General features: G+C 60.0%; 11 protein-coding genes. 2 read left to right on the forward strand and 9 right to left on the reverse strand.

The features are described from left to right. Positions 1 to 13 precede the first annotated feature (13 nt). A complete protein-coding gene (gene sohB / locus ACM6IV_RS09665; RefSeq protein ID WP_414869761.1) occupies positions 14 to 1,045 on the reverse strand; it encodes a protease SohB in 1,032 nt (343 codons plus the stop codon). A gap of 204 nt (positions 1,046 to 1,249) precedes the next feature. On the opposite strand from sohB, the gene ACM6IV_RS09670 reads away from it, so the two are divergent. After that, the gene (locus ACM6IV_RS09670) at positions 1,250 to 1,960 is read left to right on the forward strand and encodes a histidine phosphatase family protein (protein ID WP_414869762.1); all 711 of its coding nucleotides are present in this window, start codon (positions 1,250 to 1,252) and stop codon (positions 1,958 to 1,960) included. 52 nt (positions 1,961 to 2,012) lie between these two features. Beyond that, positions 2,013 to 2,330 (forward strand): SCP2 sterol-binding domain-containing protein, encoded by a 318-nt coding sequence (locus ACM6IV_RS09675; RefSeq protein WP_042610331.1) that lies wholly within the window; start codon positions 2,013 to 2,015, stop codon positions 2,328 to 2,330. Between the two features lie 143 nt (positions 2,331 to 2,473). On the opposite strand, the gene ACM6IV_RS09680 is transcribed toward ACM6IV_RS09675, so the two are convergent. From ACM6IV_RS09680 to ACM6IV_RS09715, 8 genes are all read right to left on the reverse strand, one after another. After that, the gene (locus tag ACM6IV_RS09680) at positions 2,474 to 4,093 is read right to left on the reverse strand and encodes an ABC transporter ATP-binding protein (protein WP_414869763.1); all 1,620 of its coding nucleotides are present in this window, start codon (positions 4,091 to 4,093) and stop codon (positions 2,474 to 2,476) included. A 1-nt stretch (position 4,094) separates the two neighbouring features. Beyond that, the gene (locus ACM6IV_RS09685; RefSeq protein WP_414869764.1) at positions 4,095 to 5,117 is read right to left on the reverse strand and encodes an ABC transporter permease; all 1,023 of its coding nucleotides are present in this window, start codon (positions 5,115 to 5,117) and stop codon (positions 4,095 to 4,097) included. Further along, positions 5,117 to 6,181, reverse strand: a complete 1,065-nt coding sequence (locus tag ACM6IV_RS09690) for a microcin C ABC transporter permease YejB (RefSeq protein WP_414869765.1) — start codon at positions 6,179 to 6,181, stop codon at positions 5,117 to 5,119. Before ACM6IV_RS09690 ends, ACM6IV_RS09685 begins: the two co-directional genes overlap by 1 nt. Continuing rightward, positions 6,168 to 8,009, reverse strand: a complete 1,842-nt coding sequence (locus ACM6IV_RS09695) for an extracellular solute-binding protein (RefSeq protein ID WP_414869766.1) — start codon at positions 8,007 to 8,009, stop codon at positions 6,168 to 6,170. The genes ACM6IV_RS09690 and ACM6IV_RS09695 overlap by 14 nt, the downstream gene beginning before the upstream one ends. Positions 8,010 to 8,233: 224 nt before the next feature. Then, positions 8,234 to 10,888, reverse strand: coding sequence for a TonB-dependent receptor (locus ACM6IV_RS09700; protein WP_414869767.1), 2,655 nt, complete (start codon positions 10,886 to 10,888; stop codon positions 8,234 to 8,236). Positions 10,889 to 11,005: 117 nt separating this feature from the next. Further along, positions 11,006 to 11,509 (reverse strand): RES family NAD+ phosphorylase, encoded by a 504-nt coding sequence (locus ACM6IV_RS09705; protein ID WP_414869768.1) that lies wholly within the window; start codon positions 11,507 to 11,509, stop codon positions 11,006 to 11,008. Next, the gene (locus tag ACM6IV_RS09710; protein WP_414869769.1) at positions 11,506 to 11,982 is read right to left on the reverse strand and encodes an antitoxin Xre/MbcA/ParS toxin-binding domain-containing protein; all 477 of its coding nucleotides are present in this window, start codon (positions 11,980 to 11,982) and stop codon (positions 11,506 to 11,508) included. Before ACM6IV_RS09710 ends, ACM6IV_RS09705 begins: the two co-directional genes overlap by 4 nt. A gap of 271 nt (positions 11,983 to 12,253) precedes the next feature. Continuing rightward, the gene (locus tag ACM6IV_RS09715) at positions 12,254 to 15,163 is read right to left on the reverse strand and encodes a TonB-dependent receptor domain-containing protein (RefSeq protein ID WP_414869770.1); all 2,910 of its coding nucleotides are present in this window, start codon (positions 15,161 to 15,163) and stop codon (positions 12,254 to 12,256) included. Positions 15,164 to 15,211 lie beyond the last annotated feature (48 nt).

The raw sequence follows: 15,211 nt of genomic DNA on the forward strand, positions 1-15,211 counted from the left end.
TATGCCGCTTGATTTACCAGAAACGCTGTTGGGTCAGGCGACTCCACCAGCTCAACAGCACGCGGTCGACCGAACCGCTGGCGGCCATGCCGATGCGCTCCTGCAAGCTTTTGCGCTCAGCGTAATGCAGGTGATAGACCTCGGCCTTTTTCGCCCGCTCTGCCAGGTATTCATCACTGGTCTTGAGCTCATCCACCAGTTGTTTGTCCAGCGCCGCGACACCGAGCCAGACTTCACCGGTGGCGACATCGTCAATCGCCAGTTGCGGACGGTAGCGGGCGACGAAGTTCTTGAACAGTTGATGGGTGATGTCCAGGTCTTCCTGGAACTTCTCCCGGCCCTTCTCGGTGTTTTCGCCAAACACGGTCAGGGTACGCTTGTACTCGCCGGCGGTGAGGACTTCAAAGTCGATGTCGTGCTTCTTCAGCAAGCGGTTGACGTTAGGCAATTGCGCCACTACACCGATCGAACCGAGGATCGCGAACGGCGCGCTGATGATCTTCTCGCCGATGCACGCCATCATGTAGCCGCCACTGGCCGCGACCTTGTCGATGCACACGGTCAACGGCACGCCGGCTTCACGGATACGCGCCAGTTGCGAGGACGCCAGGCCATAGCTGTGAACCATGCCGCCACCGCTTTCCAGACGCAGGACCACTTCGTCCTTTGGCGTGGCAAGCGTGAGCAACGCGGTGATTTCATGACGCAGGCTTTCGGTGGCCGAAGCCTTGATGTCGCCGTCGAAATCCAGCACGAACACACGCGATTTGGCTTCGGGTTGTTTCTTCTGCTTCTTCGCGCTTTTCTCAGACTTGGCCTCGCCCTTGCGCAAAGCCTTGAGCTGATCCTTGTCGAGCAACGTCTGTTCCAGGCGCTCACGCAGCCCCTTGTAAAAATCATTGAGCTTGCTGACCTGCAACTGACCGGCCGATTTGCGCCGGCCCTTGCTGCGCAATGCAGCAAAACTGGCGAGCACCACCAGAATGGCGACTACCAGGGTGACGGTCTTGGCCAGAAAACTGGCGTATTCGGTGAAAAACTCCACAGAGACTCCTTAAACGATGCGCGGATGTGAGACACACGCGGGATGGCTCCAGCATACCCATGCGCCGGCGTGTCGGCCAGCCGTGAAACCTCTGGCAACACCCCTGTAACGGGCATTTCAAACAAGCGTATGTTTTTTCATTGACAGCTACCCGTCATCCTCATAACCTCGCCACAACCTTCAACGTACCGGGATGACGCGGACGTGGGCAGCATCTACTTGATTCGACATGGCCAGGCCTCCTTCGGTGCAGACGACTATGACGTCCTGTCGCCGACCGGTGTGCGGCAGGCAGAAATCCTCGGTCAGCACCTCGCTGAACTGGGTATCAGCTTCGATCGCTGCCTCGCCGGTGACCTGCGCCGTCAGCAGCACACGGCCACCAGCGCGCTGGCGCAATTCGCCGCCAAAGGGCTGTCGGTGCCGACCCTGGAAACTGATTCCGCATTCAACGAGTTCGATGCCGACGCGGTCATTCGCGCCCTGCTTCCGGACATGCTGGCGGACGAGCCGGAAGCCCTCGACATCCTGCGCAACGCTGCGCAGAACCGTGGCGAATTCCAACGCATTTTCGCCCTGATCATCGAGCGCTGGCTCGCTGGCACATACGATACCCCGGGGCTGGAAAGCTGGCTGGGATTCGTCGAACGGGTTCAGGCCGGGCTGCACCGGATTCTCGATCTGGGGCAAAAAAATCAGAAAATCGCCGTGTTCACCTCCGGCGGCACCATCACGGCCCTGCTCCACCTAATTACGCAAATGCCTGCGAAACAGGCCTTTGAATTGAATTGGCAAATCGTCAACACCTCGCTCAATCAGCTGAAATTCCGCGGTCGCGAGGTGGCTTTGGCTTCCTTCAACAGTCATGCGCATCTGCAACTGCTGAAGGCCCCGGAACTCATCACTTTCCGCTGAGTCCGGTTAACTTGTGAACGTTGCTGTAATCAACCCCAATAAGGATCGAACCATGACCTCCGTAGCCGATGCCGTAAAAGCAATGCAAGCCAAGTTCAACCCAGCCGCTGCTGCCGGTCTGGATCTGGTCTTCGGTTTCAATATCACTGACGAAGACAAGCAATACGCGCTGATCGTCAAAGATGGCACCTGCGATATCCAGGAAGGCGAAAACCCGGACGCCAACTGCACGCTGGTGCTGGACAGCGAAACCCTGAAAGGTATCGTCAGCGGCGAAACCGACGGCATGCAGGCGTTTATGGGCGGCAAGCTGCGCGTTGAGGGCGACATGATGCTGTCGATGAAACTGTCCGAGCTGTTCCCGTCGTAATAGCGACGTTCAGTGACACAAGAATCCCGCCTGCATGGCGGGATTTTTACATTCGAGCATTGAAATTGACTGCTTATGCTCGAGACCTGTGGGAGTGAGCTTGCTCGCGAAGGCGTCAACTCAATCGACATTTCTGTCGCCTGTCACATCGCATTCGCGAGCAGGCTAGCTCCCACATTTGATACGGGGTCGTCAGTGAACGAAGCCGCCAGCAACTCCCGGGTATACGGATGCTGCGCCGAATGAAACAGCGCATTCGTCTCGCCACGCTCTACCACCTCCCCCTCCTTCATCACAATCAAGTCATGGGCCAACGCGCGCACCACCGCCAGGTCGTGGCTGATGAACAGATAGGTCAAGCCGTACTCCGCCTGCAAGCGCCGCAACAATGCGACGATCTGTTTTTGCACGGTGCGATCCAGCGCCGAGGTCGGTTCATCGAGCAAGATCAGATCCGGCTTGAGCACCAGTGCCCGGGCAATCGCGATACGTTGCCGCTGACCGCCGGAAAACTCGTGGGGATAGCGATGGCGAGTGGCCGGATCAAGACCGACTTCACGCAGCACTTCAATCACCGCCCTCTCACGCTCGCCAGCATTCAAAGCGCTGTGCACCTGTAAACCTTCTGCAATGATCTGCTCCACGCAAAGGCGCGGACTGAGACTGCCGAACGGATCCTGAAACACCACTTGCAGGCGTTTGCGCAGCGGCCTGAGTTGCTGGCCGCTCAGATGTTCCAGCGCCTCGCCCTGAAAGCGAATACTGCCCTGGGCATCGATCAACCGCAGAATCGCCTGGCCTAATGTCGATTTACCGGAGCCGGACTCGCCAACAATCCCCAAGGTCTTGCCGCGTTGCAGATTCAAGTCAATGCCGTTGACCGCGTGCAACCAAGACTTCGTGCGCAGCCAACCACCGCCCAAACGAAAGCGCACATTGAGATCGCGCACCTCCAGCAAATCCTCGGCGGGTTCCCGACATAACGCCTCGCCCCCCGGCTCAGCGTTGAGCAATTCAATACTGTAAGGATGCTGCGGCGCGCTGAACAACCGTTCGCATGAAGCCTGCTCGACAATCACCCCGCCACGCATGACTGCCACCCGCTGAGCGATATTACGCACCAGATTCAGGTCGTGACTGATGATCAACAACGCCATGCCCAAGCGCTGCTGCAACTCCTTGAGCAACAGCAGGATCTTGCGCTGCACAGTCACGTCCAGCGCCGTGGTCGGCTCGTCGGCAATCAACAACTGCGGCTCGCAGGCCAGCGCCATGGCAATCATCACCCGTTGGCGCTGACCGCCCGAGAGTTGATGTGGATAGGCCTTGAGCCGCTCGCACGGGCGTTGGATGCCCACCAGTTCGAGCAATTCCACAATCCGTAACCGCGCTGCCGCACCGGCCAGCCCCTTGTGCAGCGCCAGGCTTTCGCCCAACTGCCGCTCAATCGTGTGCAAAGGGTTCAGTGAACTCATCGGTTCCTGAAAAATCATCGCGATGCGGTTGCCACGCAATTGCCGCAAGTAGCGCTCATGCACGCCCAGCAATTCCTCGCCGGCATAGCGGATGCTGCCGTCGATCCGGGTGATCGCCGGGTCAAGCAATTGCAGAATGCTGTGCGCCGTCACCGATTTGCCCGAGCCGGATTCCCCGACCAGCGCCAGACACTCGCCGGGACGAATATCGAGGTCGATGCCGTGCACCACCGGCTGGCCATTGAACGCCACGCACAGGTCACGAATTTCGATCAGTTGTTCAGGCATATCAAGTCCTCGGATCAAAGGCATCGCGGCAGGCCTCGCCGATGAATACCAACAGTGACAGGATCAGCGCCAAGGCAAAGAACGCGGTCAAACCCAGCCACGGCGCTTGCAGATTGTTTTTGCCCTGGCCGATCAACTCGCCCAGCGAAGCGCTGCCGGCCGGCATGCCGAAACCGAGAAAATCCAGCGCCGACAAGGTCGCGATCGCCCCGGTCAGAATGAACGGCAGATACGTCAACGTGGCGCTCATGGCGTTGGGCAGAATGTGCCGAACGATCACCTGCGCATCGCCGACACCCAGCGCCCGCGCCGCTTTCACGTACTCCAGACCGCGACTGCGCAGGAACTCGGCCCGTACCACATCGACCAGGCTCAGCCAGGAAAACAGCGCCATGATCCCCAACAACCAGCAGAAATTCGGCTCGACAAACCCGGACAGAATGATCAGCAGGTACAACACCGGCAGCCCCGACCACACTTCCAGCAAGCGCTGACCGATCAAGTCGACCCAACCACCGTAGTAGCCTTGCAATGCCCCGGCGGCGATACCGATCAGAGCACTGACCGCCGTTAGCGCCAGGGCAAACAGCAACGATACGCGCGTGCCGAAAATCACCCGCGCCAGCACGTCCCGCGCCTGATCATCAGTGCCCAGCCAGTTGTCGCCGCTGGGTGGACTCGGCGCCGGTTCCGTGAGGTCGTAATTGACCGTGTCAAAGGCGAACGGAATCGGCGCAAACCACAGACGTCCGCCCTGCCCTTCGATCAATTGCCGCACCTGCGCGCTGCGATAGTCCGGCTGAAACGGTAGCTCGCCGCCGAAGTCCTGCTCGGTGTAGCGTTTGAACGCCGGGAAATACCAGTCGCCCTGATACGTCACCAACAGCGGTTTGTCGTTGGCCACCAGTTCACCGCCGAGGCTCAGGCCGAACAGCGCGAGAAACAGCCACAGCGACCACCAGCCGCGTCGATGCGCCCTGAACCGCGCCCAACGGCGCTGGCCGATTGCAGACAATCTCAGCATCAGGCGGCCCTCGCGGTGAAGTCAATGCGCGGGTCGACCAGTGTGTAGCAGAGGTCGCCGAGCAGTTTTATCAGCAGGCCGAACAAAGTGAAGATGAACAGCGAACCGAACACCACCGGATAGTCTCGCGCCACCGCCGCTTCGTAACTGAGGCGGCCGAGGCCATCGAGGGAAAAGATCACTTCGATCAGCAACGAGCCGCCGAAGAACACCGTCACCAATGCCTGCGGCAAACCGGCGACGACCAGTAACATTGCATTGCGAAACACATGGCCGTACAGCACCTGTTTTTCGCTCAGCCCCTTGGCGCGCGCGGTCACCACATACAGCCGTGAGATCTCATTGAGAAAGCTGTTTTTGGTCAGGATCGTCAACGTGGCAAAACCGCCGATGACCAGAGCAGTCACCGGCAGCACCAGGTGCCAGAAATAGTCGGCCACTTTGCCCCACAGCGGCAACTCGGCGAAGTCGTCCGAGACCAGCCCGCGCACTGGAAACCAGTCCAGCGCCGTGCCGCCGGCAAACACCACAATCAGCAACAGCGCGAAGAGAAATCCCGGCAGCGCGTAACCGATGATGATCGCCACGCTGCTCCAGACATCGAACGCCGAGCCGTTGCGCACGGCTTTGCGAATGCCCAGCGGAATCGATACCAGATAGGTGATCAGCGTCGCCCACCCCCCCAGCGACAGCGTTACCGGCAACTTCTGCCAGATCAGCTCCGTGACGCTGGCACCGCGAAAGAAGCTCCGACCGAAATCCAGTTGCGCATAGCTTTTGAGCATTAGCCACAAGCGCTCGCTGGCGGGTTTGTCGAAGCCGTATTGACGCTCGATATCGGCCACCAGTTTCGGGTCCAGCCCGCGGGTGGCGCGGGATTCGCCGCCGACGGTTTCGACATGGCCGGAACCGACTGCCGCGCCGACGCCAATCCCCTGCAACCGCGCAATGGCCTGCTCCACCGGGCCACCGGGCGCGGCTTGGACGATAACGAAATTGACCAGCAGGATCGCGAGCAGGGTCGGCACGATCAGCAGCAGACGCCGCAGGCTATAGCCCCACATGGCTGTATTCCTTGTGCATCTCGTTTGCGGTCAGTGCAGTCGGGCTGATTTCCCACCAGGTGTCGAGGCCGGCGTCGTACAGCGGCGCAATCGCCGGGCGGCCGAAGCGGTTCCACCACACCGTGGAAATCCCCGGCGGGTAATAGTTGGGCACCCAGTAGTAGCCCCACTGCAACACCCGATCCAGGGCATGGGCGTGACGCAGCAAGCTCTCGCGGTTGTCGGCCTGCACCAGCCCTTCAAGCAGTGCATCGACGGCCGGATCGCGCAGCACCATGTAATTGTTCGAGCCGGGATCAGCGGCGCCATCGGAGCCGAAGTAATTGAACATTTCGCGGCCCGGGGCCTGACTCACCGGGTAACCGGCGACGATCATGTCGTAGTCGCGATTGCGCACGCGGTTGGTGTATTGCGCGGTGTCGACCTGACGGATATCGAAGCCGATGCCGATCTGCGCCAGATTGCGCTTGAACGGCAACAACAGGCGTTCGAAACCCTTCTGACCGTTGAGGAAAGTGAAGTGCAGCGGCTCGCCATTGGCGTTCACCAACTGATCACCCTGAGGTTTCCAGCCAGCAGCTTCGAGCAATTTCAGCGCCTGTAATTGTTCGGCGCGAATGTTGCCGCTGCCGTCGGTTTTCGGCGCGTGGAACACCTGGGTGAAGACTTCATCGGGAATTTTTCCGCGCCAGGGCTCGAGGATTTTCAGTTCTTCGGCGTCCGGCAACGCGCTGGCCGCCAGCGCGCTGTGGGAGAAGTAACTGTGCTGGCGCAGATACATGCCGCGCATCATCTGCCGGTTGCTCCATTCGAAATCCCAGAGCATGCCGATCGCCTGGCGCACGCGACGATCCTGAAACACGGGTTTCTGCAGGTTGAACACAAACCCCTGCGCACCTTGAGCCGCACCGGGCGCAAGGTGCTCACGGCGCAATTTGCCTTGTTCCAGTGCCGCCCCGGCGTAACCGATGGTGAAACTGGTGGCGGAGAACTCGCGGTTGTAATCGAAGCCGCCAGCCTTGAGCACCTGCCGCGACACGTCGGTATCGGCAAAAAACTCGACGCTTAGTTGATCGAAGTTGTACAGCCCGCGGGTAATCGGCAGGTCTTTGGCCCACCAGTCCTGGACCCGCTGGAATTTCACGCTGCGCCCGGCATCCACCGCGCTGATGCGATACGGACCGCTGCCCGGTGGGATCTCGAAACCGCCGCCCTCGGCAAAATCACGGCTACGCCACCAATGTTCGGGCAGCACCGGCAGTGTCGCCAGATCCAGCGGCAAGGTACGGCTGTCGTTGTTCTTGAAGAGAAAGCGCACTTGCGTCGGCGACTCCACGACGACCTTGGCGACATCACGAAACTGCTGACGGTATTTGAGGCTGCCTTGAGTGGTGAACAGTTCGATGGTGTAGCGCACGTCTTCGGCGGTAATCGGTGTGCCGTCGTCGAAACGCGCTTTCGGGTTCAGATAGAAACGCAACCAGCGACGATCCGGATCCAGCTCCATCTGTTGCGCCACAAGACCGTAGACGCTGTAGGGTTCGTCCTTGCTGCGGTAAGCCAGGGGCGCGTAGAGCCAGCCATCGACGTCGGCGACGCCGGTGCCTTTGTCGGTGTACGGAATCAGGTGATCGAACGGGCCGCTTTCCAGCGACGAGCGACGCAGGCTGCCGCCCTTTGGCGCGTCGGGGTTGGCGTAGGCCAGGTGCTGGAAGTCGGAGGCGTATTTGGGGGCTTCGCCGTAGACCGTTAACGCTGCTTGCGGGGTGGCCCGACTGAATGACGTTAAAAGCGCACAAACGCTGAATAAAATGAGCCTAGGGAACATGGGCAGATCCTTTTACACGGTGTCGCTGACGGCCTCTTCGCGAGCAAGCTCGCTCCCACATGGATCTTCCGTGAACTCAAGTTCCTGTGGGAGCGAGCTTGCTCGCGAAAGCGTCAGTGCAGTCAACACACCTTCTGCCTACCTGTGATGTGCAACAGGCCGGCGATTTTTATAGGGCAGGCTTTAGATCAATCGGTGACTAAAACCGGCCATCTCTATCGTTTTCAAAACTTGTAACTGACCCGCGTGTACAACGTCCGCCCAAACGGATCGCCATATTTCGGGTCGTAGCCGCTCTGGAAGGTGTAGGTCTGGTTGCTGAACGGTGGCTCGCGGTCGAACAGGTTTTTCGCGCCGAGGGTCACGCTCAGGGTCTTGCGCCAGGTATAGGTGCCGGCCAGATCCCAGACGTTGTACGAGCCGACGTAATCGTGAGCGTCGCGATCGGAGTCGTGGTAACCGCTCGTGTAACGGTTGGTCAGCGCGGCGCCGAACGGGCCGTAGTTCCAGCTGCCGGTGAGGCTGTGCCGCCAGCGCGCCACGGCGCCCGCCGAAGCAAAGTCGCCGCCACGGAAATCCCCCAGCTTGTCGATGTAGTCGCCCTTGAGTTGTTGCTGGTAGTCATAGCGGGTGACGTAAGTGCCTTGCAGGCCGATGCCGAAGTTGCCGTAGGGCGTGCTCGGCAGTCGGTAATCGAAGCTGACGTCGACGCCATTGGTCTTGATCTTGCCGAGGTTGGCCAGGCCGGTGACGATGTGATCGATGGAGCCATCCGGCTTGCGGACCAGACGATCGGGGTACAGCTCAGGATTTTCGAATACCGCCGACTCGGGGAACTCGGCAATCTGGTTGGCGATATCGATCCACCAGAAATCCAGCCCGGCCGTCAGGCGTTCGAACGGTTGATAGACAAACCCGAGGGTGACGTTGCGCGCGGTTTCCGGACTCAGGTCGGTATTGCCGCCACTGGTGCGATTGAACTGCTGCGCACAGTCGCGGTTGGCAATGCCGCCATTGCCCGGATTGCCGCCAGCGCACAAGCGCGGATCGTTGTAGTTGGCGTTGGTGAAACTGGTGAACGTCGGGTTGTACAGCTCATACAACGACGGCGCGCGGAACCCTTCGCTGTAGGCACCGCGCACCACCAGCTCCTTGAACGGTTGGAAGCGGAACGAGTATTTCGGGTTGGTGGTGCTGCCGAAGTCGCTGTACTTGTCGTGGCGCACGGCGGCGGACAGTTCCAGGCTGTCGAACACCGGCACGTTGACCTCGGCGTACTCGGCGGAGACGCTACGATCCCCGGCCACGCTGCCATTCGGATCGACACCGAGACTTTGCACGTCACCGGCAAACTGTGCGAAATCCTGATGGAAATCCTCCTTGCGATACTCGCCGCCCAGCGCCAATGCCGAGGGACCGGCACCGAACCAGTCGCCGATTTCACGACTGATGCGCCCGTCGATGGCCTTCACCCGCCCGACCGCCGTGGCGTAATCGCCGTCCACCGCGTTGGCTGCCAACAGCGCCGAACCGGCAGCCGACTGCGGGCCGAACGGGTTGATCACGCCATTGGCAATACCGGCACTGACGGCGCGGTCGTTGACATAACCGTCCTGAATACTGTTGACCACTTTGTTCTGGTTGTACGAGGCACCGAGGTTGTAATCCCAGCCGACCAGCGTGCCATCAAAGCTCAACAGCAAGCGCTGCCCAGTGTTGTCGTCTTCATGCTGACGAGGGCCAACGGCGGTTTCGCGCCAGTTCACGTCGACCGGCTGTGTCGGGTCGAGGGCAAAACCGTTTGGTCCGGGGGTGATGCCATTACCCGGATAGAACGTAGTGCCGGGGTTGACCTGATTGCCCATCAAGGTGCCGGGGCCGATTTGCGTGCGGTTCTCGTTGCGCGCCCAAAAATATTCGAGGCTGACATTGTGATCGTCCGACAGCTTGCCGGTGGCTTTGGCGAAGGCCGAAGTCTTTTCGGTTTCCGGAACCAGATCGAGGTAATTCCACAGGCTCTGCCGGCAGATGCCGTTGCGCGCCAGCAAACCCGGTGCGTTGCAGCCGGAGCCGGCCAAAGGGTTGGTGGCGTTACTGCCCTGGCTCCAGTTGGCCGGCGAGGCGGTGCCCGAGGTGTAGTCGAGTCCGCGGTTCGGTTGATAGTTGTAGGTGTAGCCACGATCCTCAGCAGCCAGACGTTGCTGTTTGTCGTAGCTGACTACGCCGAACACGTTGAAGCGATCATCCTGCAAATCACCGAAGCCCCAGCTGCCACTGAAGTTACGGCTTTCACCGCCACCCGAATGGGTCGGCGTGTCGTAGTTCGTGCTGATCTGGCCTTCGGTGAGGCTGGTCTTGGTAATGAAATTGATCACCCCGCCAATCGCATCGGTGCCGTACAACGCAGAGGCGCCATCGCGCAGCACTTCGACGCGGTCGATAGCGGCGAACGGGATGGTGTTGAGGTCGACTCCCGAGCCGTTGATTGCGTTGGTCGCGTTGTTGCTCAGACGCCGGCCGTTCAGCAACACCAGGGTCTTGTTCGGGCCAATACCACGCAAATCTGCATACGACGCCCCGCCGCTGCTTGACCCGACCGAGCGCCCGGAGCCAACCGAAGACTGGTTGGCTGAAATGCGACTGACCAGCTCCTCCGTGGTGCTGACACCCTGCTCGCGCAACTCTTCGGCGCGCAGGATGGTGACCGGTACTGCCGTTTCTGCATCGACCCGCCGGATTGCCGTCCCCGTGACTTCGACGCGCTGCAGTTGAGTGGTCGGCTCGGTTGCCGGGCCGTCGGCGGCAATGGCCGGCAGCGTGTTGACGGCCAGTAGCAAGGCCAGGCTCAAAGGTGATTTGACGGGTAAAAACTGAATCATGAACAGCCATCCCTGCGTTTGGTTTATGCAGGGATGTGCGATGACGCATGAAGATTTATAGGGAGTGATTTAGACCGTTGGGTGATGAGGTTATGCAAAAAATGCCCTGCCTGCGTATCAGGCCAAAGCCATCTCCTTTAACAACCGGGTATCCAGGCCAAACCTTTCCTGGGAGATCATCTTGAACTGCCCCTCCGCCAGTTCGCAGCTCACCAGCAGGTTCCACGAATGTCGGGTGGCCGCCGATGGGATCAGCACAAACGGATGTTCGGCCAATAGCGCGTCGGCAAACAGCTGCTGATTGGGTGAAGGCCGTGCGGGGCTCAACCAGTATGGGTTCGGCACCTCTTCCGGCTGCACGATTCTGACGTTGGCATCGCTGATGACTTCAAAGCACGTCAGTACATACGGCTCACTGTCGAGCGCATCGAAGCTGTTATTGGCTGCCACCTCCAGAATGGCCGAAGACGGGTCGACTGATGCATAAACGACTCGCCGCCCAGGCGCATTCCATCGACCTCCATTCAGTTCTGAACCTATCCCGCTGTCCCACGTAGTCCCGTAGACCTCGGGGTCCAGCCGCCAGGCATACCAGTGCTCGTCCCAAGGCAAGGGATTCATGGGTAAACCCCGGACATGATCTGCCACAAGTATTGTTCCACCATCTGGAAACCCAGTGGATGCCGGATAAATTCCAACGGCACGCGGCCGCTCAGATAAGGGCTGGGTTTCTGCATCCATGCCTCCGCCCGCGATTGCCCTGCGAATGCCCGAGTGGCCATCTCCAGCACCAGCGCATATTGGTAGGCGACGACACTCTGCTGCGGGTCAAGCCGTACCGGTTTGCCTTCCTTCATGAGCCGGCGCACGGTTCTGACAGACTTGCCGGTGATGCGTTTGACCATGTCTTCGCGCAGGTACAACTCGGAAGTTGAAAGCATGTTGACGACGTCGCTGAGTTCGAAACCCTCGTCGGTCAGGCGGATGATCAGCAAGGCATCGTCACCGACGTTCTGGCCGTTAACGAGCAGATCGACAGGCTTGCCCGCGACCTTCTTCAGCCCCGTCAACCGGGGCACTTTTGCTGCGGGCATCGCGACATCCTCCATGGGGCATCTGGCGCGATCGTCGATCCAGAAGTTGCGCAGGGAATAAACAGAGGTTTCATGCTCGATGTGTGGGGTACGTATAATTGATCCTTGATCTGGGAGCCTGAGCGTTCAAGCCGCTCAGCGACTTCAATGTCAGGTCCGATGCTATAGATCGCGCTTCCGACGACCAACCTGAAAAGGTCGTCGGAAATATCCCCTGCTTGCCGCAAAACCCAGCATTTTCCGTAGGACGTAAACACCAGATTCGTGGCCATCAGCCGCCGAAGTGATAACTCACATCCAGCCACCACTGCCGCCCGTACGGGTCATAGTTGCCGGTCGGATAGTACGGCCATCCCGCCGAGTCATCGTGTTTGACCTGATTGAGTACGTTGTTCACGGTCAGACCGACACTCGCCCGATCATTGAGCTTGTAGCGCGCACTGGCGTTGAACACCGTCCACGGCGACAGCCGCCCGTCTCCGGCGCCGTTGGTGACCGAGCCGTAACGAATGCCCATCAGCGTCGCTGTGGCCTTCTGATAATCCCAGGTCAGACTGGCGTTGACCTTGCTGCGCCAGTCGTAGTTGGTGCGTGAGGTGCGCCAGTCTTGCGTCGGCGCTTCCTCCGACTCCTTGTAGTAATGCGACAACACCAAGGTGTAGCCCAGCGCCGAACTGAACGCACCGTACTGCCCGGCGCCCCAGCGAATGTTGCTCTTGAAGTCCAGACCACTGACCCGCTCGCTGGCGGCGTTGATCGCGTTGACCCGCACGCGATTCAACTGGTTGGGATCGACCGCCGCATTGCCCGCGTTACGATCGATGCGCGCCAGGGTTGATTGGCAATTGGCCGAGTTGATGTCCTGTGTGCCGTTGCGGCATTCATTCTCCTGTTGCAGCAAGCGGTTTTCATCAACGGTGGTGAGCAAATCATCGATCTCGACCCGCCAGAAATCGGTGGAAAAATCGAAGTTGCGCGACGGCGACCAGACGAACCCGTAGGTCCAGGATTTGCCACGCTCGGACTCCAGATCTGCGGTGCCGCTCTGGGTGTAATCGACCCGTCCACGCTCACAGGCGCCCTCCACGCCCTGGCTGCAACCGTAGTAATCGATCTGCGCCGGGTAGTAACCGTTGCTGTCGGATTGATAGATGTAATTCAGGTCCGGCGCGCGGAAACTGGTGCCGTAACTGCCGCGCAGCAACAAGCTGGTGACCGGGCGCCATTCCAGCCCGAGGTTGTAGGTTTTCTGCTGTTCGGTGCGGCCGCTGAATTTGTATTGGTCCCAGCGTCCTGCCGCCGTTGCCAGCACGGTGTCGGTCACTGGAATGCTGAACTCGCCGCCCGCTGCATAACGCTTGCGCGAGCCGCCGGAGCTTTGCTGTGGGCTTACGCCATAAAACGTGCCGTCGTTGAGGCCGTCATCCGGATCGACGCGGTATTCCTGCTTACCCGCTTCCAGCACCCCGGCGAAACCGACGGGGCCAGCCGGCAGATCGAACAGATCGCCATTGACCGAAGCGTTGTAACTGGTCGATACGGATTTGCTGCTTTGGCTCAGGTTACCGCGAAACTGTTGCCACTCCTGCGGCGTCAGTGGCCGGTCGAGGCGCGAGGCATCCGGGGCGAACACCGGATAACCGCCGCTGACACCGAGTTGCGGGCCGAGATAGAAATCCTGGATCGACGACAGCGGCGTATAGCGCGTGGTCCTGACGCTGCGATATTCCGAGCGATTGGCCGCCAGATCGTAGCTCCAGCCGGTGTCGGCAATCTTGTCCGAAAGGCCGAGGGTGCCGGTCCACGAGGTGTCGCGCCACTTGCTGTTGTTGCTGGTGCGGCCACCGATTTCCTCTTCGCCGAAGCGCCGGTACCAGCGCTCCAGATTGCCGCTGTTCTGGTTGATGAAGTCCGGCGAGGTGAACGTCGGTCCGCGCGTGTTGTTCTGGATGTGGTCGAGGCCGTACATCAAGTCAGCGAAAACCTGACCGCTGTCGCTGAAATGCCAAGTGCCGCGCGTGTAACCGTCGTAGTTTTCCTTCTGGGTCTGCACGGTCCAGTAGTCGTTGTACATCTGGTCGGTGCGGCAGCGTCCGCCACTGTTGAACAGCTTGTTGTCGAAAGTGCCCTGATAGGCACCGCAACCGGGTCCCAGATACCGACTGTTACTCAAGTCACGGCGGTAGCCGACGTCCGCCAGCGGGCCGTTTTGCATAAAGCCACGGTCATCGGCCCAGATCGGATCACGGTTGGTCAGCTCCAGCCCGAACAAGCCGTCAAAATCCCCCCAACTGCCACCGCCGCTGATCTGCAAGCGCTGGTTGTCGCCACCACCGCGTTCGCTGGTACCGCCCTTGAGGTTGACGTCGACGCCATTGATCTTGTCCTTGAGGATGATGTTGACCACCCCGGCAATCGCATCCGAACCGTAAATCGCCGAGGCGCCGCTGCTGAGGATTTCTATGCGCTCGATGACTGCCGAAGGAATATTCGCCAGGTTGGTGAAGTTGACCTTGCCGTCGTACGGCGTCGGGTAATCAGCTACGCGCCGGCCGTTGATCAGCACCAGCGTATGGTTGGGGCCGAGGCCGCGCAGGTTGAGCGCACTGGCCGCCGGTTGCCAGGTGTTGCCGTAATCTTCGCCTTGGGTCATGCCGGTGTTTTGCGTTTGTGTGGCCAGGGCGTCGTAGACGTTTTTGTAGCCGCGCGCTTCCATTTCTTCGTGGGTGATAACGTTGACCGGCGTGGCACCATCGCTCTGCGCACGGGCAATGCGCGAACCGGTGACGGTGACTTTTTCCATGCGGTAATCGGCGCTGGTGACCGGTGCCACGGCAGTGACTTTCGCCGGCGCATCAGCTTCGCGAACCGTCAAACCCTGAGCGCTTTGCTCGACGTGCAGGCCGCTGCCAAGCAAGGCTTTTTCCACCGCCTGACGACCGCCCAACGCCCCGCGCACCGCTGCGCTGCGTTTGCCCTGCACCAGTTCCTGACTGAAAGAAATCGGCACACCGCTCTGCCGCGAGATGTCCAGCAGCACTTCGTCTAACGGCCCGGTAGCGATGTCGAAGGTAAACACCGCTGCAGCAGGTTCCTGAGCAACAGCCGCCAATGGACTGATGCCCATCGCCAAGGTAGCGGCGAGGGTCAATCGAGGTAATTGTTGTTTGATTGAGAACATCGAAGGGTTTCCCTGTTGAAGGCATCTGCAGGGAATGAGCAGCGGGCC

The organism is Pseudomonas sp. IT-347P, from assembly GCF_949768005.1.
Classification (GTDB): Bacteria; Pseudomonadota; Gammaproteobacteria; order Pseudomonadales; family Pseudomonadaceae; genus Aquipseudomonas.